The sequence below is a fragment of the Salmonella sp. SAL04196 genome (assembly GCF_046550835.1).
GTDB lineage: Bacteria > Pseudomonadota > Gammaproteobacteria > Enterobacterales > Enterobacteriaceae > Salmonella > Salmonella enterica.
Genome location: NZ_JBGDXE010000003.1, coordinates 1 through 18,840, shown reverse-complemented (window position 1 = coordinate 18,840; position 18,840 = coordinate 1). Strand labels below are relative to the sequence as shown.

The following is an 18,840-nucleotide window of genomic DNA, read 5'->3' as shown; positions in this document are numbered from 1 at the left end:
CGTATGAAAGCGACGAGCTCAGCACGGTAGCGCGCTTTCGCGCTACCGATAACAAAGCAGATACTGCCCGATAAACAGGCCAGGTCAGTCTGGACAAATGACGCTGGCAGGTTTTGACCATCCATGTAAAGAGCATTATTCGCCTTGTTGACGCTGTAAACGCGCCAACACATCCTGAGCATTGCTTTTATTGGTTGCGCCAATACCGGCCTGCGCCAGTTTTTCGTCCAGGTCGCGTCCATCGGCGACTTTTTCCAGCTGCGCGGCGGCATCCAGCCGGGCCTGGCGTTCAGCCTGACGCGTTTGTAAACGTTTAAGCGACTCCGCCGCCGTAGACACATTCGACGCGGCTCCGACGGTCGAAGTCGTCACCGCCTGCTGGGCGCGCTGCATGGCTTCTGTCGCCTTAACCACTTCAAGTTGCTGCTCAAACTGCGCAATCCGCTGGCCTGTCGCCGTTACGGCCTTCTCTACCGCATCACGAGAGGCTTCCAGATTAGTCAGCACCTGTTCTTCGGCAAGAATGGCATTTTCCAGACGGGCTATTTCTTCCGCCACTTCGTTGAGTAAAGCGGCGTCGACATTCTTACTCATTGCCGCCAACGCCCGCGTTTCAAGGCTGGCTTTACGCTCACGTAAATCATTCAGCTTGTCATGGCTTAGTTTCACCCGCGCCAATAAATCCACTCTGGATTTACCCGCTTTATCCAGCTCGGCTTTTGCGTCGCGAATATGCTGCTCCAGCATACGTACACCCTGTGCTTCATCAATGGCCTCTTCTGCCTGAGCAACGAATGATTTACCTAACGTGAACAAACTTTTTAAAATTCCCATGTAAGCCGCCTGTATTATTCCTGTGAATAGACTTGTGTTATTTCAGCGATATCCAACGCATTTTCTACAAGCGTGGTGATTTCCAGCGTCACGTCGGCAAGCGACGAATTTAACGACAACGCGCCAAAAGCGACATAATATTCCTCCTGTTTTACCTGGGTAATACCGACCGAAGACAGCGGTAAAATCTTCTGATTTCTCAGCAAGAAAAGATTAAATTCCGCGGTATCTCTAATCGTATTTACCGGACAGATATAAGTCTCGATAACTATTTGTTGCGAGGTAAATAAAACCGCCAGTGGTAAATCGCCATAATCATTCATTTTTATTATTAATGAAGATTCATTATTTTCTATATCAATATTTAATTCAGCGATGTTGTTTAATGCATCCGCCAGCGTCCGTGGAGTCCATGCCATATTATTATCTCTATCTCTTTTTTATAAATAAAGGAAATTACAGGGTAGATTTTGTTTTATATATTACCAGCCAAAGATAAAAAAAAACCATCCGATTATGGATGGTTTTTTCTTAAAAAATACTATTAGCGTCAGGTGCGCTGGCGAACGGCTTCAAACAGACAAATCCCGGTCGCCACAGAGACATTCAGCGACGACACGCTACCGGCCATAGGAATGCTGATCAGCTCATCGCAGTGCTCACGGGTCAGACGACGCATACCTTCACCTTCTGCGCCCATGACCAGCGCCATGCGGCCAGGCATTTTGCTCTGATACAGCGTATGGTCAGCCTCGCCCGCCGTTCCGACAATCCAGATATTCTCTTCCTGCAACATGCGCATCGTGCGCGCCAGGTTGGTGACGCGGATCAACGGCACGCTTTCCGCTGCGCCGCAGGCGACTTTCTTCGCCGTCGCGTTAAGTTGCGCGGAGCGGTCTTTCGGCACGATTACCGCATGTACGCCTGCGGCATCGGCGCTGCGCAGACAGGCGCCAAGATTATGCGGATCGGTGACGCCATCGAGGATCAACAAAAAGGGGCGATCGTGTAATGCGATCAGATCCGGCAGATCGTTTTCCTGATACTGCCGGCCTGGTTTCACGCGAGCGATAATGCCCTGATGCACGGCACCGTCGCTTTTCTCGTCGAGATATTGGCGGTTTGCCAGCTGGATAACCACGCCCTGGGACTCAAGGGCGTGGATCAGCGGCAACAGACGTTTATCTTCACGGCCTTTTAAAATAAAGACTTCCTGAAAACGTTCAGGGGCGCGCTCCAGCAGGGCCTGCACTGCGTGGATGCCGTAAATCATTTCGCTCATTAATGTACTCATTGTTTACGTTTTGCCGGGGGCGCTACGCTTGCCCGGCCTACAGATAATTCACCCTCTTCTGTTTGAAGAGGGTATTGCTCACTCTGCCGCTTTTTTCTTCGCCGCACGCTTCGCTTTGGTCGCTGCGGCTATTTTCTGCGTTTTAGCCGATGGCTTTTTTGCTTTTCTCGCGTCTTTCTTCGCTGCTTTCGGCTTCGCTTTTTTCTCGCCGCGGAAGGCGCTATCAGGCTCGAAGTTAACTTTCTTACCTACCTGACGACGTTTACCGGCGTTTTTACTTTCACCTTTTTTCGCTTTTTCACGCGCCGTTTTGCCGACGTTACGCGGTGCGCGCTCGCTGGAGATCAGGCTAAAGTCAATTTTCCGTTCGTCCATATTCACCGCTTCGACACGTACCTCGACCCGGTCGCCCAGGCGATATGTCTGCCCGCCGGACTCGCCAATCAGACGTTGCCCTACCTGATCGAAGCGATAGTAATCGTTATCCAGTGAGGAAACGTGTACCAGCCCATCGATAAACAGTTCATCAAGACGGACAAAGAAGCCGAAACCGGTGACGCTGGCAATCACGCCCTTAAAGACGTTGCCTACCTGATCCAGCATAAAGTCACATTTCAGCCAATCGGAGACATCACGCGTCGCTTCATCAGCGCGGCGTTCCGCCATCGAACAGTGCTGGCCGAGCTGCAACATCTCTTCCATCGAGTAGTGATAACCGCCCGTTTCTGTGGTGTTGCCCTTGTTCCCTTGCTCTTTCGCCAGCAGGTACTTAATGGCGCGGTGCAAAGAAAGATCCGGATAGCGGCGAATCGGCGAGGTAAAGTGTGCATAAGACTGCAACGCCAGGCCAAAGTGCCCGCGGTTTTCCGGATCGTAAATCGCCTGCTTCATTGAACGCAGCAGCATAGTTTGCAGCATTTCGGCGTCCGGCCGGTCGGCAATCGATTCAAGCAGTTCGGCATAATCGCGCGGTTCCGGTTTATTTCCGCCCGGCAGCTCCAACCCCAGCTCCGCCAGTACGGAGCGGAATGAGGTGATCGCTTCGGTGGTGGGCTTATCATGAATACGGAATAACGCCGGCTCTTTAGCTTTTTCGACAAAGCGCGCCGCCGAGATATTCGCCATGATCATGCACTCTTCGATAAGCTTATGCGCGTCATTACGCTGGGTCTGTTCGATACGCTCAATGCGACGATCGGCGTTAAAGATAAACTTCGCCTCTTCGCTCTCAAACGAGATCCCCCCGCGCTCTTCACGCGCTTTATCCAGCACTTTGTAGAGGTTGTGCAGCTCTTCAATATGCTTCACCAGCGGCGCATATTGTTCACGCAGATCCTGATCGCCCTGCAGCATATGCCAGACTTTGGTATAGGTCAGACGCGCATGGGAGCTCATCACCGCTTCATAGAATTTGTAGCCGGTCAGCCGACCTTTCGCCGAGATGGTCATTTCACAGACCATACACAGCCTGTCAACTTGCGGGTTTAGCGAACACAGGCCGTTGGAGAGCACCTCCGGCAACATTGGGACAACCTGTGACGGGAAGTAAACCGACGTGCCGCGATTGCGCGCCTCGCGATCCAACGGCGTTGGCGGCCGTACATAATAGCTCACGTCAGCAATAGCGACCCACAAACGCCAGCCGCCGCCGCGTTTTTTCTCACAGTAAACCGCGTCGTCAAAGTCACGGGCATCTTCGCCATCAATCGTGACCAGCGGCAAATCGCGCAGATCGACACGACCGGCTTTCGCCTCTTCCGGCACCTCTTCTTTCAGCCCGGCGACCTGCTGCTCTACCGCCTGCGGCCAGATGTAGGGTATTTCATGGGTACGCAGCGCCATATCAACCGCCATACCGGTGCCCATATTGTCGCCCAGCACTTCGACGATTTTCCCTACCGCTTTAGTACGGCGAGTTGGACGTTGGGTCAGTTCAACCACGACCACGAACCCCATCCGCGCGCCCATGACGTCTTCTGGCGGGATAAGAATGTCGAAGCTGAGACGGCTGTCGTCCGGCACTACAAAGCCGACGCCCGCATCGGTGAAATAACGCCCGACTATCTGACTGGTTTTCGGTACCAGTACACGGACGATACGCGCTTCGCGGCGACCTTTACGATCGGCGCCCAGCGGCTGCGCCAGCACCTGATCGCCATGAATACAGGTTTTCATCTGCTCGCTGGAAAGATACAGATCGTCTTTGCGGCCTTCGACACGTAAGAAACCGTAACCATCACGATGACCGATCACAGTGCCTTTCAGCAGGTCGAGGCGTTCCGGCAGCGCATAGCACTGGCGGCGGGTAAAGACCAGTTGTCCGTCGCGCTCCATCGCGCGCAGACGGCGACGCAAGGCTTCAAGCTGCTCTTCGCCTTCAATATTCAGTTCTACGGCCAGTTCTTCGCGACTGGCCGGTTTTTCACGTTTCGTTAAATGTTCGAGGATAAATTCCCGGCTCGGGATAGGATTCGCGTATTTTTCTGCTTCGCGTTCCTGGAAAGGATCTTGTGACATTGAGGTTCCTCCATTGTCATCTCTAATGAAGTTTACTTCACTCCACCAGTAATAATTTATAAAGCGGTTGATTCTCTTCAACCAAATCGGCAAGCGTGTAGTTATCCAGCTCCTTGAGAAAACTCTGCACGGCCTTAGAAAGCGCCTGTTTCAGACGACAGGCAGGGGTGATGTGGCAAAATTCGCTGCTACAGTTGACCAGTGATAAGGGTTCCAGCTCACGCACCACATCGCCAATACAAATAGTATTAGCCGGTTTACCCAGGCGGATACCGCCATTTTTTCCCCGAACGGCGGTGACAAAGCCCGCCCGGCTAAGCTGATTGATAATTTTGACCATATGATTACGGGACACGCCGTAGACTTCTGTCACCTCAGAAATGCTGGTCATTCGTCCATCTGGTAACGACGCCATATAGATTAGCGCACGTAAGCCGTAATCGGTGAAACTCGTTAACTGCACATCAACCTCAGGAAAAGGGAAAACGGGATATAACTTATCTGTATTGATGATAAACCAGCCACCTGTCAGGCTGCTAATTTATTTCGGTTCAGGAAGGAAAAAAGCGGGGAACAATGACGCATTTGAACCGAAGGGTGATGCAAAGCATCTTATCCGGCTAACAAATGCGTACTCATCATAGACCCGGTAAGCGTAGCGTTACCGGGCATCATCCATCAATTACGCGTCGAACGGATCGCGCAGAATCATCGTCTCAGTACGATCGGGGCCGGTAGAAATAATATCAATCGGCACGCCGGTCAGTTCTTCGATACGTTTGATGTAGTTCAGCGCCGCCTGCGGCAGGCCGCTACGATCTTTCACGCCGAAGGTGGATTCAGACCAGCCCGGCATGGTTTCGTAAATCGGCTCTACACCTTTCCAGTCGTCAGCTGCCAGCGGAGTGGTAGTCACTTCGCGACCATCCGGCATACGGTAAGCTACGCAGAGTTTCACCTCTTTCAGGCCATCCAGCACGTCCAGTTTGGTCAGGCAGAAGCCAGACAGGGAGTTCAGCTGTACCGCACGACGAACGGCAACGGTGTCCAGCCAGCCGGTACGACGACGACGGCCGGTAGTGGCGCCGTATTCGTTACCCTGCTTGCAGAGGAACTCGCCGGTTTCATCAAACAGCTCAGTCGGGAACGGACCTGCACCTACACGAGTGGAGTAAGCTTTGAGGATACCCAGAACGTAATCAACATAACGCGGGCCCAGGCCGGAACCGGTCGCCACGCCACCTGCAGTGGTGTTAGAAGAAGTTACATACGGATAAGTACCGTGGTCGATATCCAGCAGGGTACCCTGCGCACCTTCAAACATGACGAAATCGCCACGCTGACGCGCCTGGTCGAGCAGGTCCGAAACGTCAACAACCATAGAAGTCAGGATGTCGGCAACAGCCATCGTATCATCCAGAACTTTCTGGTAATCAACCGCTTCAACTTTGTAGTAGTTAACCAACTGGAAGTTGTGATATTCCATCACTTCTTTCAGTTTTTCAGCGAAGGTTTCTTTGTCGAAAAGGTCACCAACACGCAGACCGCGACGTGCCACTTTATCTTCATAAGCAGGCCCGATTCCACGACCGGTGGTGCCGATCGCTTTCGCGCCACGCGCTTTCTCACGCGCGTTATCCAGCGCAACGTGATAATCAAGGATCAGCGGACAAGCTTCAGACAGCAGCAGACGCTCACGAACGGGGATGCCACGGTCTTCCAGTTCTTTCATCTCTTTCATCAGCGCGGCCGGAGACAGCACAACACCGTTACCGATGATGCTGGTTACATTCTCGCGAAGAATACCTGATGGAATAAGATGGAGAACGGTTTTTTCACCGTTGATTACGAGAGTATGGCCTGCGTTGTGACCGCCCTGGTAGCGTACAACATATTTAGCCCGTTCAGTCAGAAGATCGACGATCTTTCCTTTACCTTCGTCACCCCATTGGGTGCCCAGTACGACGACGTTGTTACCCATTTTTCAAAATCACCGTTTGCTTAAAAATGGATTCTACCATCGCTTTTTCAGATATACAGCACTTTTTGCACTCAATCTGCGGCAAATCCGACCACTTTTTGCTCAGCCAATCGTTTTCCTCAACATGTAGTAGACCACAACTCCCGCGACCACAAGTCCGCCGCCAAAACGACGTAAAACATTTTCCGGCAGTTGCGCCAGTGCCGAAACCATTTTTTTCCATGCGCCGGGATACAGCATCGGTCCCAGCCCTTCGAGGACTAATACCAGAGCAAGCGCCAACCAGATTGTTGAATTCATTTATCGCCCTTATAAAAGAAAACCACCGGCATCCTTTGGATGCGGTGGTTTTGCTGGTCTAAAACCGCTGACGCTATTTTAGCGTGTCGTCGAACTCGGTGTCTTCATGTAGCGGAAGAAATCGCTGTCCGGGCTCAACACCATCACGTCCTGATTACCTTCGAAGCTCTTCTCGTAAGCGCGCAGACTACGAATGAACGCGTAGAAATCAGGGTCCTGGCTGAACGCATCGGCAAACAGCTTCGCGGCTTCAGCATCACCTTCACCACGCATGATACGCCCCTGACGCTCGGCTTCCGCCAGAGTTTTCGTCACCTCATAGTCAGCAGCCGCACGCAGTTTTTCCGCTTCTTCCTGACCTTGTGAACGATGACGACGCGCGACCGCTTCACGCTCGGCGCGCATACGGTTGTAAATCGCCTCAGAAACCTCGGTCGGCAGGTTGATCTGCTTAATACGCACATCGACCACTTCGATACCCAACGCCGCCATACTGTTCGGGTTGATGACCGGTACTTTACCTTTGGTTTCCGCCGTGACGCGTTCCGCTGCTTCGGCAATCGCGTCATCCGCCGCCGGGGTCGCCACTTCATCATCGGTACCGGCTGAACCGGAGTTCAGCGCGTCGCGCACTTCCAGAGTCAGGCGACCACGAGAATCGGTCACGATGTCTTTTACGTCCAGGCGACCAATCTCAGAACGCAAACGGTCCGAGAATTTACGTTTTAACAGCACTTCGGCTTGCGAAATATCGCCGCCGCCGGTCGCCAGATAGTAACGGCTAAAGTCGCTGATACGCCATTTGATGTAGGAGTCGACAATCAGGTCTTTCTTCTCTTTAGTCACAAAGCGATCGGCCTGGTTATCCATCGTCTGGATACGCGCATCAAGCATTTTCACTGATTCAATAAACGGGATCTTAAAGTGCAGACCCGGCGCGTAAACCAGCGGTTTGTTCTCATCGTCACGCAGAACTTTACCAAAACGCAGCGTAATGCCGCGCTCGCCCTCTTTGACCACAAAGACGGACATGTAGAGCACTACCAGCACGATGATGATAATCGCAATAACTGACTTACGCATCGTTATTCCCCCTGACGCTGGTAGTCGTTACGCTGCGCATTCGCGCGGCGTTGGTCCATAATATCGCCCTGATTTGAGGACGACGTGTTGCTTGCTCCGCTGGCGTTAGACTTTGTGGACGGCGGCAGGCGCAGCAGGTTGCTGGCGCTATTGTCGCTCTTTGCCGCCGGCGCATTCCCGCCTTTCAGCATCTGATCTAACGGCAGCACCATTAAATTACCGCTCTTGTCGTTAACCAGTACTTTACGGGTATGGCTCAGCACTTTTTCCATCGTTTCAATATACAGACGCTCGCGTGTAATCTGCGGCGCGGCTTTATATTCCGGCAAAATCTTCGCAAACCGGGCGACTTCACCCTGCGCTTCCAGGATAGTCTGGGTTTTATAGGCGCGTGCCTCTTCCAGAATACGCTGCGCCTGACCGTTGGCGCGCGGCTGAACTTCGTTGGTATACGCTTCCGCTTCACGAATGTACTGCTGCTCGTTTTCACGTGCGGCAATCGCGTCGTCAAAGGCGGCTTTCACCTCTTCCGGCGGACGCGCAGCCTGGAAGTTCACGTCCAGCAGGGTAATCCCCATGTTGTACGGTTTGATAGTCTCTTCCAGCTCGCGTTGGGTATCGCTACGAATAACGGTACGACCTTCGGTCAGGATGCGATCCATCGTGTATTTACCAATGACGCCACGCAGCGCGCTGTCGGTGGCCTGACGCAGGCTATCGTCCGGGCTGGTCACGCTAAACAGATATTTCTGCGGATCGGTGACGCGGTATTGCACGTTCATTTCAACGCGCACGACGTTTTCATCAGACGTCAGCATCACGCCTGACGCCGCCAGTTCGCGCACCGCTTCGACGTTCACCGGCGTGACGTCGTCAATAAATGTCGGCTTCCAGTTCAGACCTGGCTCTACCAGATGGCTGAATTTACCAAAACGCGTCACAACGCCGCGCTCGGCTTCTTTAATGGTATAAAAACCGCTGGCCGCCCAGATAATGACTACTGCCGCCGCGGCGATGGCGACAATACGGCCTCCCAGTTGCGGACGCGGGCCTTGCGATGAGCTACCGCCGCCGGAACCGGTGCCTTTACCGCCCCCAAAACCACCGAGTTTTTTACTCAGCTTACGGAAGATATCATCCAGATCGGGAGGTCCCTGATCGCGGCCACCTTTGTTTCCATTTCCCCCAGAGTTGCTGCCAGGTTTGCTGCTTCCCCACGGGTCGCGGTCCTGTCCGTTATTACCGGGCTGATTCCACGCCATGTTTGTGCTCCATATTTGTTATGCGGTGATCCCCGTTGTCTTTCGACCTCAGAGGATAAGGCGAAATTACTCCATGCTTCAGACGAACCGCCGTTACAGACATCATCTTTCAGACTGCGTCCTGAGTGGCGGCTTTTTTACCCCAGGTCACTTCGTTGTGAGCTCCTGAAATTCTCTCAGCTACCGCTTCAATACGACCTGAATGACTTCGCGTCTAGATCACGTATTCGATCAACGCCGGTTCTTGTTTACAGAGGCGACGCCAGTCGACAATCGGCATTCGTACCTGCAGACTGACGCTACCGTCTTCCTCCATCCACTCTTTTTCTATTGCCTGAAGCTGATAAAACCGGCTTCTCAGACGCCCTTCCTGCGGCGGCAAACGCAGCGTATGCTGCGCCACCTCGCCGGAAAGACGCTCCGTCAAAGCCTGAAAAAGCTGTGGTATTCCCACGCCGCTTTGCGCTGAAAGCCAAACGCGGATGGGTTTATTCTCTTCATCTCTGTCGATACGCGGTTCAAAGTCGTCCAGCATATCGATTTTGTTCATCACCATTAAGGTGGGGATTTCGTGAGCGTCAATCTCTTCAAGAACGGTGTTTACCGCCTCGATGTTTTCCTGCACACGAACATCCGCCGCATCGACCACATGCAGCAGCAGCGTCGCCTGACGCGTCTCCTGCAGGGTAGCTTTAAAGGCAGCCACCAGATCGTGCGGTAAATGGCGGATAAAGCCTACCGTATCCGCCAGAACGGTTTCACCGACATCCGCTACATCAATACGACGTAACGTGGGGTCCAGCGTCGCAAATAGCTGATCTGCCGCATAGACCCGCGCTTCAGTGATCTGATTAAAAAGGGTGGATTTTCCGGCGTTGGTATAGCCCACCAGCGATACCGTCGGAACGTCGGCCTTGATGCGCGACTGCCGCCCCTGCTCACGTTGCTTCTCAACTTTCTCCAGGCGCGACTGAATCTGCACAATGCGATTACGCAGTAAACGACGGTCGGTTTCGAGCTGGGTTTCACCCGGACCGCGCAAACCAATCCCGCCTTTCTGACGTTCAAGGTGGGTCCAGCCACGCACCAGACGCGTAGCCAGATGGCGTAGCTGCGCCAGCTCAACCTGCAACTTACCTTCATGGGTACGCGCACGTTGGGCAAAAATATCTAAGATAAGACCGGTGCGATCGATAACCCGGCACTCGCACAAACGCTCCAGGTTTCGCTCCTGGGCTGGACTCAATGCATGATCAAACAATACGACCGCTGCGCCAGTCGCTTTCACGGCTTCCGCAATTTCAACTGCCTTACCTTCACCTACAAAGTACTTCGGGTGCGGTGCTTTACGGCTACCGGTAATCACCTGCATTGCTTCGACACCGGCGGAAGAGACCAGAGATTCAAACTCCTGGAGGTCTTCCATATCTTTGTCTTGCGAAAAATAGATGTGTACCAGTACCGCCTGCTCACCGGCATCATAACGGTCAAACAAGCGTAAACCCTCTTAATAACCAGCGGGGGCGATTATCCGACGCCCCCGACATGGATAAACAGCGCGTGAACTTATTCAGTCTCTTCGCTGTCCTGTTGCGCAGTAGAACCCTGCGCGTTGCTACCGTGATGGTAGTTATTGCTGGCGCCGCCACCGGCATTGTTGCTGTGATGGGAAACCGGGCGAGACGGGACAACAGTAGAAATCGCGTGCTTATAAACCATCTGGCTGACCGTGTTTTTCAACAGGATCACGAACTGATCAAAGGACTCGATTTGACCTTGCAGCTTAATACCATTCACCAAATAAATAGAAACTGGAACACGTTCCCGACGCAATGCGTTCAGGAACGGATCTTGTAAAGATTGCCCCTTAGCCATTCTCTTTTCCTTATATGCTTATTTGTACTTTGAACCTTTCGATTCTGAAAAATTGCGCACGATACGTCTCAATTGTACACATTCAGTCTGCGATAGCACCAACAACCTGTAATACTTCTTTTCGCGCCCGATCGGGATTCTCACTGTCAAGCCAGCGCACCCCTTCCCAACCGCGCAACCAGGTCATCTGGCGCTTCGCCAACTGTCTCGTGGCGCAAACACCTCTATAAACCATTTCATCATATGAGATTTCGCCCTCAATGTATGACCACATCTGGCGGTATCCCACACAACGGATGGAAGGCAAGTCCGTATGCAAATCTCCTCGGGCAAAAAGCGCCCGGACTTCTGCTTCAAAACCTGAAGCCAACATCTGATGAAAACGCAGTTCAATGCGCTGATGGAGCAGTTCACGGCTCGCCGGGGCGATAGCGAACTGATGCACCTGGTACGGTAGCGCGTCTCCTGACGTTTGCGTTAGCTCCGTTAAAGTTTTACCCGAAATGAAAAAAACTTCCAGTGCCCGGGAAAGTCTTTGCGGATCATTTGGATGAATTCGCGCGGCGGCAACCGGATCTATCTCCTGAAGTTGCTGATGCAACGCCTCCCATCCAAGCTCCGCTGCTTGCTGCTCTATCCGGGATCTGACTTCCGGATCTGCTGAAGGCAGCGGCGATAACCCTTCCAGCAATGCCTTAAAATACAGCATGGTACCGCCCACTAACAGCGGGATACGCCCCGCAGCGGTGATCTCCGCCATTTGCGCTAACGCGTCGCGGCGAAAATCCGCCGCCGAATACGCCTGCGACGGGTCGCGTATATCCAGCAGTCGATGCGGCGCCGCTTTCAGCTCATCGGCATTCGGCTTAGCCGTGCCAATATCCATTCCCCGATAAATGAGGGCGGAATCAACGCTTATCAACTCTACTGGCAAAACTTTACGCAGTTCTATCGCCAGCGCCGTTTTGCCGGAGGCCGTCGGCCCCATCAAAAATATCGCCTTAGGCAGGCTCGCCTTACTTACATCATTCATGCTTCAGGGCGTTCATCGCCGAATGTAAATCAACAGGTTGTAACAGGCCACCCGGCGGCGCTTTTACCAGCTGCGGACATAGCCGCTCAACATCCGCCAGCAGCGATATGGCCTGCGCCATTGACCACTGCGGATGTTCGCTCTGCACATTACGCGCTATCCATTGTGCAATATTGACCGTTGCAAATGTGGTCTGTTGCGCCAGGTAGCCTATCAGTTCAGGAATCAAGATTTGTAAATTTTGTTGTCGTAAGGGTAAAGGCACCGCCCGAATGGTCACATGCTGCGCATCTGACTGAAATTCAATACCCAATTCTCCCAACAAAGATTGGGCTTTTTGCAGCGCGGCTTTTTCATCGGCGCTCACTTTTAAACGCAGCGGAATCAGCAACGGCTGCGCGCAAACCGGACTTTGACCCGGTGTAAGCTGCGCCTGACGCAGCCAACGCTCCGCAACCGGCAGCGACAAGAGCTGGATAGTCCCCGCGTGTTCCAGCAACGCGCAGTCACCGCCGACTATCGTCAGTACGCGACCAAAACTCTGGCTATGTCCGTCAAGCGCAGGCGCAACCGCCTCCGGCGCGGGGCTCGTCGCCGGCGTCTGTAAAAGCGCGCGATAAACCTCGCCCTGCTGCTTCTGATAACCTGGCTGCGCGTGCGGCCAACCACCTGCGGACTGACGCCCGCCGTTACCGCCCGATGCGCCGCCGGAATAACGCGGTGTCGCGGGCTCGCGCGCCGCAGTTGGCTCGGCGGGTACAGCAAAATGGTTGCGCCCGGCGGCGATACGGTTTTCCGGGACATGCCGCGGCGCTGGCGCAATCTCCTCCAGCGGCAGCGTCGTTTCCGTCTGCTGTTGCAGAACGCTCAGCACCCCTTGATAGATGAAGTCGTGCACCAGCCGGGATTGATGAAAACGCACTTCGTGCTTGGCGGGATGAACATTGACATCCACCTGATGCGGGTCAATCTCCAGATACAACACAAACGCAGGCTGTTGGTCCGCGCCCAGTTTATCTTCACAGGCCTGGCGAATGGCATGGTTGATCAAGCGGTCGCGCATCATGCGGCCATTCACATAGCAGTACTGGATCTCCGTTAACGCCGTGGTGGTGTGATTCGGATCGGCGACCCAGCCGCGCAGGGTCAGATCGCCATGCTGCCACTCGATCGCCAGTGCCTGTTCGAGAAACGGCGTCCCGCAGATGGCGCCTAACCGGCGCTCTTTTTGCCCGTCCTTTGCGACAGCGCGATACTGCCGTACCAATTTGCCGTTGTGCGACAGGTTAAGCGTGACGTCAAAACGGGCCAATGCAATACGACGGATGATCTCATCGATGTGATTAAATTCCGTTTTTTCGGTACGCATGAATTTGCGCCGGGCGGGCGTATTATAAAAGAGATCCAGAACTTCCAGGGTGGTGCCGACCGGGTGCGCGGCGGGTTTTACCGTCACGTCCATGTCGCGCCCTTCCGCATACGCCTGCCAGGCTTCCGCCTGCTCCGCCGTGCGCGACGTTAGCGTCAAACGCGAGACCGAACTGATACTGGCCAGCGCTTCGCCGCGAAATCCCAGACTGATAATCGCTTCCAGATCGTCAAGCGAGGCGATCTTACTGGTGGCATGACGGGCCAGCGCCAGCGCCAGCTCCTCTTTTTTAATGCCGCAGCCATTGTCGCGAATACGAATAAGCTTCGCGCCGCCACGCTCGATGTCGATATCAACGCGGGTGGCGCCTGCATCCAGACTATTCTCTACCAGCTCTTTAACAACCGACGCAGGGCGTTCCACCACTTCGCCAGCGGCGATTTGGTTCGCAAGCTGCGGCGGCAGAACCTGAATCGGCATGAAATCTCCTTAATTCGCGGCGGTTATAGCGCCAGGCTGGTTGGTACTGACCGTCTGGCCTGGGCCGCCCTGCGGCGCAGACTGGATCGGATGCGCTGCAAAGTACTTACGCAACCCCCGGTATATAGCGTCAGCAATCTGCTGCTGATAGCGGTCGCTCGCCAGCAATCGCTCTTCGCCGTGATTACTGATAAAGCCCGTCTCCACCAAAATGGACGGGATATCCGGCGAACGCAACACGCCCAGGCTAGCGTGTTCCGGGCGACGTTTATGCAGCGACCCCACGCCGTCGAGTTGGCTTAGTACGTTCGTCGCCACATCATACCCTACCCGCTGCGAATGACCGAATTGCAAATCCAGTACCGCCTGGCTCAGGTAAGGGTCTGACTGACTGTTCGCCAGCACATCGCCAGCGCCGCCTAACAGTTCGGATTGCTTCTCATGCTGCTCAAGCCAGTTTGCCATTTCGCTATTCGCGCGACGATTGGACAATACCCAGACGGAGGCGCCGGTGGCGTCGCGATTTGGCGCGGCATCCGCATGAATAGAGACAAGGAAGTTGGCGTTTTGCTTACGCGCCACGTCAGACCGCCCCATCACCGAAATAAAATAGTCGCCGTCACGCGTCAGCACGCCTTTAAACATCGGATCGTTATTCAGCAATGTGCGTAACTTACGCGCGATGGCGATGGTGACATTTTTCTCGCGCGTACCGCCCGGGCCTATCGCACCGGGGTCCTGGCCTCCATGTCCGGCATCAATAGCAATCACCACTTTATCGCCAGCGCCTGCCGACGCGCGCGCCGCAGGCCGCGTAACGGTATTGCTGCTGGTTACGCCGGTCAGGCGATCATCAGAAGATTTAAACGGATTACGGGCCGGCTCCGTCGGGCGGGGTGCGCTTTCAACCCGTTTCGCGACGACAGGCGGTGGTGGCGGCGGCGGAACATCGGCATTAATGGTGAAAATGACCGTATAGTTGCCGCCGTTTTGCCGCTTCACAGCCTCGGTTTTACCATTTTCCGTCAGATCGACAAGCAACCGTAAAGATTGCGCATCTTTCGGCGTTCCGGCACGGATCGTTTTTACCAGATTGTTACCGCTAAACTGAAGCGGCAGCCCCTGAATCACGCCAGTCTGCCTGATATCCAGCGCCACGGTACGTTTACCGTCCTGTGAGTAAGCATATTCCGGCTCGCCGATAAAACTCAGCGTAATGCGCGCCTGCTGCTCGCCGTTGGACACCTGAATATCAGAGAGACTGGCGGCGCCCGCGTGCGCGCACAGCAGGATTAAGGCTGCTATTACGGCATTTTTGATGCGATAAATCATCCCGCCACCTTTATAGCTAATCGGCTAAACGCGCCAGTAACGAATGACCCGATGAGGATACCGCGCTTACGCGAGCCTCACGCCCCTGCGCCTGGTAATCAATATGGATTTCGACGTCCGGGTCGGGGAGAACGCCTTTACCTTGTTGCGGCCACTCCACCAGACAAATGGCGTCGTTGGCGAAATAATCGCGAATGCCCATAAACTCCAGCTCCTCCGGGTCCGCAAGACGGTACAAGTCGAAGTGATATACCATCATGTTATCAAGCGCATAAGGCTCTACCAGCGTATAGGTGGGGCTTTTTACATTACCGTTATGGCCTAACGCCTGTAAAAATCCCCGGCTAAACGTCGTTTTACCGGCACCTAAATCGCCATACAGATAAATAACGGTCGCGCCATCGCAGGCGTTGGCTACCCGTTGCCCCAGGTCTAGCGTCGCCTGTTCGTCAGGTAGCGGAATTACTCGATTCATCATGGTTTACGTCAATCACATCAGGGTTAACAATACGCCGCAGCGTAGTAAAAAGATCGGTCGCCAACATGCCGCGAGCGCCATAACGCGCTGCCAGTAAGTCCGCCGCCGCGCCGTGAGCCACACATCCCACACATGCCGCATCATACGGGGTAAACTTCTGTCCGAGCAATGCGCCGATGATGCCGGACAGGACATCGCCCATCCCGCCGCTCGCCATCCCTGCATTACCAGCGTCAATGATAGCCAGAGGGTGGTGTTCAGCGGCGATAATCGTTCCTGCGCCTTTTAACACGACCACGCCTCCGTACCGTTTTACCAGACGCTGTGCTGAAAGTAAGCGATCACTTTCAATTTCTGCCACAGAACATCCTAACAGGCGGGCCGCCTCTCCCGGATGCGGCGTAATCACGCGATTGTGACGTTTATCAGGATTGATTGCCAGTAGGTTCAACGCATCCGCATCCCACAGCATAGGTTTACGGACGTTTTCTACTTTCTGTAAGGCTTTTTTGCCCCATTCCTGCTGCCCAAGCCCCGGGCCGATCACTACAACGTCAGCCCAGGTCAGGCTCTCTTCCAGCGACCGAGGCGTGAGTTCATGTACCATCAGTTCCGGGCGGGCCGTCAGCAACGGCGCGATGTTTTCACCGCGAGTCAGTACTCTGACCAACCCAGCCCCCGTACGCAGCGCCGCCTCGCCAGCCATCCGAATTGCGCCCGCTGTTCCCTGGTCGCCGCCGATAATCGCCAGACGACCATGATCGCCCTTATGCGAGGTCGGTCGACGCGGCGTTAACCATTGCCCCAACTGCGTCGCGTCAAAACGCCGGAGCGGCGGCGTCTGGCTCGCCAGCCAGCCTTCCAGTCCCAACGCGTCATAATGCAATATGCCGGTAACGTCACGCGCTTTGCCGGTCAGCAGGCCTGGTTTCAGGGCGATAAACGTGACCGTATGCGCGGCGCTTATCACCGCGCCAGGCGTGGCGCCCGTTTGCGCCAGCAGGCCTGACGGGATATCGACGGCGACAACCGGCGCAGGATGGGAGTTCGCCTGTTCAATCAGACCGGCTACCGGGTCGCGCGGCGCCTGGGCTATACCGGTGCCAAGCAGCGCGTCGATAATTAGATCCGTCGCTTCCGGCCAGATAATATCGGCAGCATGGATAATGCCGCCGGCATTCAGCCAGGCATCGCGCGCCTGCGCCGCTTCTTCAGGCAACGGTTTGTCGCTCTCCTGCGCCAGCAACGTTACGCTAATGCCCGCCGCTTGCGCTAGTCGCGCCACGACGTAACCATCGCCGCCGTTGTTGCCATGACCACACAACACCAGCCAGTGTCGGGTGTCAGGATAACTGTCACGGGCTACCCGAAATGCCGCGTCGCCAGCGCGCAGCATCAATTCATAGAGTGTGAGTCCGAAGGCATCCGCCGCATCGCGTTCCAGCCGTTTGATGTCATCGGCGGGCCAAATGGAGTGTGGTATACTTACAGGGTTTTTCTTCATGTTATGGTCCATCATGTCAAAGCCCCTCGATCTCAATCAGTTAGCGCAAAATATTAAGCAGTGGGGGCTGGAGCTGGGCTTTCAGCAGGTCGGTATTACTGATACCGATCTGCGCGCATCCGAACCTGCGCTGCAGGCGTGGCTGGACAAACAATACCACGGCGAGATGGCATGGATGGCGCGCCACGGTATGATGCGCGCCCGGCCTCATGAACTCTTACCCGGTACGCTACGTGTCATCAGCGTGCGCATGAACTATCTGCCCGCCAACGCCGCGTTTGCCAGTACGTTGAAGGATCCCACGCTGGGCTACGTTAGCCGATATGCGCTGGGGCGTGATTATCACAAGCTGTTACGCAGCCGCCTTAAAAAACTGGGCGAGCAGATCCAACAGTACTGCGGTTCGCTGAATTTTAGACCGTTTGTCGACTCTGCGCCTATTCTTGAACGCCCATTAGCGGAAAAAGCCGGACTTGGCTGGACGGGTAAGCACTCACTTATCCTTAATCGGGAGGCAGGCTCATTCTTTTTCCTGGGGGAATTGTTGATTGATTTACCGCTGCCGGTCGACCAGCCGGTCGAGGAAGGTTGCGGCAAATGCGTCGCCTGTATGACCATTTGCCCGACCGGGGCGATTGTCGAACCGTATACGGTGGACGCGCGGCGCTGTATTTCTTATCTCACCATTGAGCTGGAAGGCGCTATTCCGGAAGCATTTCGCCCACTGATAGGCAACCGTATTTACGGCTGCGATGACTGCCAGCTTATCTGTCCGTGGAATCGTTACTCTCAGTTGACCGACGAAGCAGATTTTAGCCCACGCAAGGCGCTGCATAACCCAGATTTGCTTGAGTTGTTTAGCTGGAGCGAAGCGCAGTTTCTGAAAGTCACTGAAGGTTCTGCGATTCGGCGCATTGGCCATTTACGCTGGCTGCGCAATGTTGCCGTCGCGCTGGGGAATGCGCCGTGGAGTAATGCCGTCATTACGGCGCTGGAAAGCCGCAAGGGTGAGCATCCACTTCTTGATGAGCATATCGAATGGGCGATTGCGCAACAAATTGAAAAGCGCAACGCCTGCATCATTGAAGTGCAGCTACCGAAAAAACAGCGTCTGGTCAGGGTGATTGAAAAAGGGCTGGTGCGCGATGCCTGAATTATTCACAGGCTGTGTATAAAAATAAAAACACATTGCGATTCAAGAGGGAAAAAAGGAACAGACAATAACGCTAACGTTTTGAAATCTTATTTTTTCTATACTTTTCAGTAAATTATAGAAATTCTACGCGTCAGGTATGATTTTTTGCATTCCAGGAGTAATGGGCCGTCCTGTGGATAAGTCTGTTTACAAGGATCTGACGAAAGCGGAACAAAACGTGCCCCAACGCGATATTCGTTGTGGATAATTTCACTGTAGATAAGAATTGGAGCGGGAAACGAGACTCGAACTCGCGACCCCGACCTTGGCAAGGTCGTGCTCTACCAACTGAGCTATTCCCGC

General features: G+C 54.3%; 17 protein-coding genes, 1 tRNA gene and 1 pseudogene. 1 reads left to right on the top strand and 18 read right to left on the bottom strand.

The window, feature by feature from the left end; translation table 11 throughout:
* Window positions 1-48 precede the first annotated feature (48 nt).
* From ACLJPE_RS12800 to nnr, 17 genes and pseudogenes are all read right to left on the bottom strand, one after another.
* Window positions 49-136, bottom strand: a pseudogene (locus tag ACLJPE_RS12800) (hypothetical protein); the annotation flags it as partial.
* Window positions 136-834: a PspA/IM30 family protein gene (locus ACLJPE_RS12795; RefSeq protein ID WP_000511981.1), complete on the bottom strand. Its 699-nt coding sequence runs from the start codon at window positions 832-834 to the stop codon at window positions 136-138. The gene ACLJPE_RS12795 and the pseudogene ACLJPE_RS12800, both read right to left, overlap by 1 nt.
* A gap of 14 nt (window positions 835-848) precedes the next feature.
* Entirely contained in the window at window positions 849-1,253 is a 405-nt protein-coding gene (locus ACLJPE_RS12790; RefSeq protein WP_001527172.1) for a YjfI family protein, read from the bottom strand.
* A gap of 131 nt (window positions 1,254-1,384) precedes the next feature.
* Complete coding sequence (rlmB, locus tag ACLJPE_RS12785; protein ID WP_001293274.1) at window positions 1,385-2,116, bottom strand: 23S rRNA (guanosine(2251)-2'-O)-methyltransferase RlmB; 732 nt, start codon at window positions 2,114-2,116, stop codon at window positions 1,385-1,387.
* Between the two features lie 90 nt (window positions 2,117-2,206).
* Window positions 2,207-4,645, bottom strand: a complete 2,439-nt coding sequence (rnr, locus tag ACLJPE_RS12780; protein ID WP_000076351.1) for a ribonuclease R — start codon at window positions 4,643-4,645, stop codon at window positions 2,207-2,209.
* Between the two features lie 37 nt (window positions 4,646-4,682).
* Window positions 4,683-5,108 (bottom strand): nitric oxide-sensing transcriptional repressor NsrR, encoded by a 426-nt coding sequence (nsrR, locus tag ACLJPE_RS12775; protein WP_001177632.1) that lies wholly within the window; start codon window positions 5,106-5,108, stop codon window positions 4,683-4,685.
* 219 nt (window positions 5,109-5,327) lie between these two features.
* Window positions 5,328-6,626, bottom strand: a complete 1,299-nt coding sequence (gene purA / locus ACLJPE_RS12770) for an adenylosuccinate synthase (RefSeq protein ID WP_000527965.1) — start codon at window positions 6,624-6,626, stop codon at window positions 5,328-5,330.
* Window positions 6,627-6,728: 102 nt separating this feature from the next.
* Window positions 6,729-6,926, bottom strand: a complete 198-nt coding sequence (locus ACLJPE_RS12765) for a DUF2065 domain-containing protein (RefSeq protein WP_001089290.1) — start codon at window positions 6,924-6,926, stop codon at window positions 6,729-6,731.
* A 78-nt stretch (window positions 6,927-7,004) separates the two neighbouring features.
* Window positions 7,005-8,009: a protease modulator HflC gene (gene hflC, locus ACLJPE_RS12760; RefSeq protein WP_001232417.1), complete on the bottom strand. Its 1,005-nt coding sequence runs from the start codon at window positions 8,007-8,009 to the stop codon at window positions 7,005-7,007.
* A 2-nt stretch (window positions 8,010-8,011) separates the two neighbouring features.
* Window positions 8,012-9,271: an FtsH protease activity modulator HflK gene (gene hflK, locus ACLJPE_RS12755; protein ID WP_000312505.1), complete on the bottom strand. Its 1,260-nt coding sequence runs from the start codon at window positions 9,269-9,271 to the stop codon at window positions 8,012-8,014.
* Window positions 9,272-9,485: 214 nt separating this feature from the next.
* Window positions 9,486-10,766 carry a ribosome rescue GTPase HflX gene (gene hflX / locus ACLJPE_RS12750; RefSeq protein WP_000460338.1) on the bottom strand — a complete coding sequence of 427 codons (1,281 nt, stop codon included), beginning with the start codon at window positions 10,764-10,766 and terminating at the stop codon, window positions 9,486-9,488.
* 71 nt (window positions 10,767-10,837) lie between these two features.
* Window positions 10,838-11,146: an RNA chaperone Hfq gene (gene hfq / locus ACLJPE_RS12745; RefSeq protein WP_001051875.1), complete on the bottom strand. Its 309-nt coding sequence runs from the start codon at window positions 11,144-11,146 to the stop codon at window positions 10,838-10,840.
* A gap of 82 nt (window positions 11,147-11,228) precedes the next feature.
* Complete coding sequence (gene miaA / locus ACLJPE_RS12740) at window positions 11,229-12,179, bottom strand: tRNA (adenosine(37)-N6)-dimethylallyltransferase MiaA (RefSeq protein ID WP_001000734.1); 951 nt, start codon at window positions 12,177-12,179, stop codon at window positions 11,229-11,231.
* On the bottom strand, window positions 12,172-14,028 hold the full coding sequence (mutL, locus tag ACLJPE_RS12735; RefSeq protein WP_039513728.1) for a DNA mismatch repair endonuclease MutL: 1,857 nt from the start codon (window positions 14,026-14,028) through the stop codon (window positions 12,172-12,174). The genes miaA and mutL overlap by 8 nt, the downstream gene beginning before the upstream one ends.
* 9 nt (window positions 14,029-14,037) lie before the next feature.
* Window positions 14,038-15,360, bottom strand: coding sequence for an N-acetylmuramoyl-L-alanine amidase AmiB (gene amiB, locus ACLJPE_RS12730; RefSeq protein WP_031602247.1), 1,323 nt, complete (start codon window positions 15,358-15,360; stop codon window positions 14,038-14,040).
* A 16-nt stretch (window positions 15,361-15,376) separates the two neighbouring features.
* Window positions 15,377-15,838 (bottom strand): tRNA (adenosine(37)-N6)-threonylcarbamoyltransferase complex ATPase subunit type 1 TsaE, encoded by a 462-nt coding sequence (tsaE, locus tag ACLJPE_RS12725; RefSeq protein ID WP_000981984.1) that lies wholly within the window; start codon window positions 15,836-15,838, stop codon window positions 15,377-15,379.
* Window positions 15,810-17,357 (bottom strand): bifunctional ADP-dependent NAD(P)H-hydrate dehydratase/NAD(P)H-hydrate epimerase, encoded by a 1,548-nt coding sequence (gene nnr, locus ACLJPE_RS12720; RefSeq protein WP_039513732.1) that lies wholly within the window; start codon window positions 17,355-17,357, stop codon window positions 15,810-15,812. The genes tsaE and nnr overlap by 29 nt, the downstream gene beginning before the upstream one ends.
* Here nnr and queG point away from each other — a divergent pair.
* On the top strand, window positions 17,356-18,495 hold the full coding sequence (gene queG, locus ACLJPE_RS12715) for a tRNA epoxyqueuosine(34) reductase QueG (protein ID WP_001670426.1): 1,140 nt from the start codon (window positions 17,356-17,358) through the stop codon (window positions 18,493-18,495). The genes nnr and queG overlap by 2 nt on opposite strands.
* 269 nt (window positions 18,496-18,764) lie before the next feature.
* On the opposite strand, the gene ACLJPE_RS12710 is transcribed toward queG, so the two are convergent.
* A tRNA-Gly gene (locus tag ACLJPE_RS12710) sits at window positions 18,765-18,840 on the bottom strand.

Excerpts from the sequence above, each read along its gene's own strand:
- ACLJPE_RS12795 (WP_000511981.1), bottom strand. The coding sequence starts at position 834 with ATGGGAATTTTAAAAAGTTTGTTCACGTTAGGTAAATCATTCGTTGCT.
- ACLJPE_RS12790 (WP_001527172.1), bottom strand. The coding sequence starts at position 1,253 with ATGGCATGGACTCCACGGACGCTGGCGGATGCATTAAACAACATCGCT.
- rlmB (WP_001293274.1), bottom strand. The coding sequence starts at position 2,116 with ATGAGCGAAATGATTTACGGCATCCACGCAGTGCAGGCCCTGCTGGAG.
- rnr (WP_000076351.1), bottom strand. The coding sequence starts at position 4,645 with ATGTCACAAGATCCTTTCCAGGAACGCGAAGCAGAAAAATACGCGAAT.
- purA (WP_000527965.1), bottom strand. The coding sequence starts at position 6,626 with ATGGGTAACAACGTCGTCGTACTGGGCACCCAATGGGGTGACGAAGGT.
- ACLJPE_RS12765 (WP_001089290.1), bottom strand. The coding sequence starts at position 6,926 with ATGAATTCAACAATCTGGTTGGCGCTTGCTCTGGTATTAGTCCTCGAA.
- hflC (WP_001232417.1), bottom strand. The coding sequence starts at position 8,009 with ATGCGTAAGTCAGTTATTGCGATTATCATCATCGTGCTGGTAGTGCTC.
- hflK (WP_000312505.1), bottom strand. The coding sequence starts at position 9,271 with ATGGCGTGGAATCAGCCCGGTAATAACGGACAGGACCGCGACCCGTGG.
- hfq (WP_001051875.1), bottom strand. The coding sequence starts at position 11,146 with ATGGCTAAGGGGCAATCTTTACAAGATCCGTTCCTGAACGCATTGCGT.
- miaA (WP_001000734.1), bottom strand. The coding sequence starts at position 12,179 with ATGAATGATGTAAGTAAGGCGAGCCTGCCTAAGGCGATATTTTTGATG.
- mutL (WP_039513728.1), bottom strand. The coding sequence starts at position 14,028 with ATGCCGATTCAGGTTCTGCCGCCGCAGCTTGCGAACCAAATCGCCGCT.
- amiB (WP_031602247.1), bottom strand. The coding sequence starts at position 15,360 with ATGATTTATCGCATCAAAAATGCCGTAATAGCAGCCTTAATCCTGCTG.
- tsaE (WP_000981984.1), bottom strand. The coding sequence starts at position 15,838 with ATGATGAATCGAGTAATTCCGCTACCTGACGAACAGGCGACGCTAGAC.
- queG (WP_001670426.1), top strand. The coding sequence starts at position 17,356 with ATGTCAAAGCCCCTCGATCTCAATCAGTTAGCGCAAAATATTAAGCAG.
- nnr (WP_039513732.1), bottom strand. The coding sequence starts at position 17,357 with ATGATGGACCATAACATGAAGAAAAACCCTGTAAGTATACCACACTCC.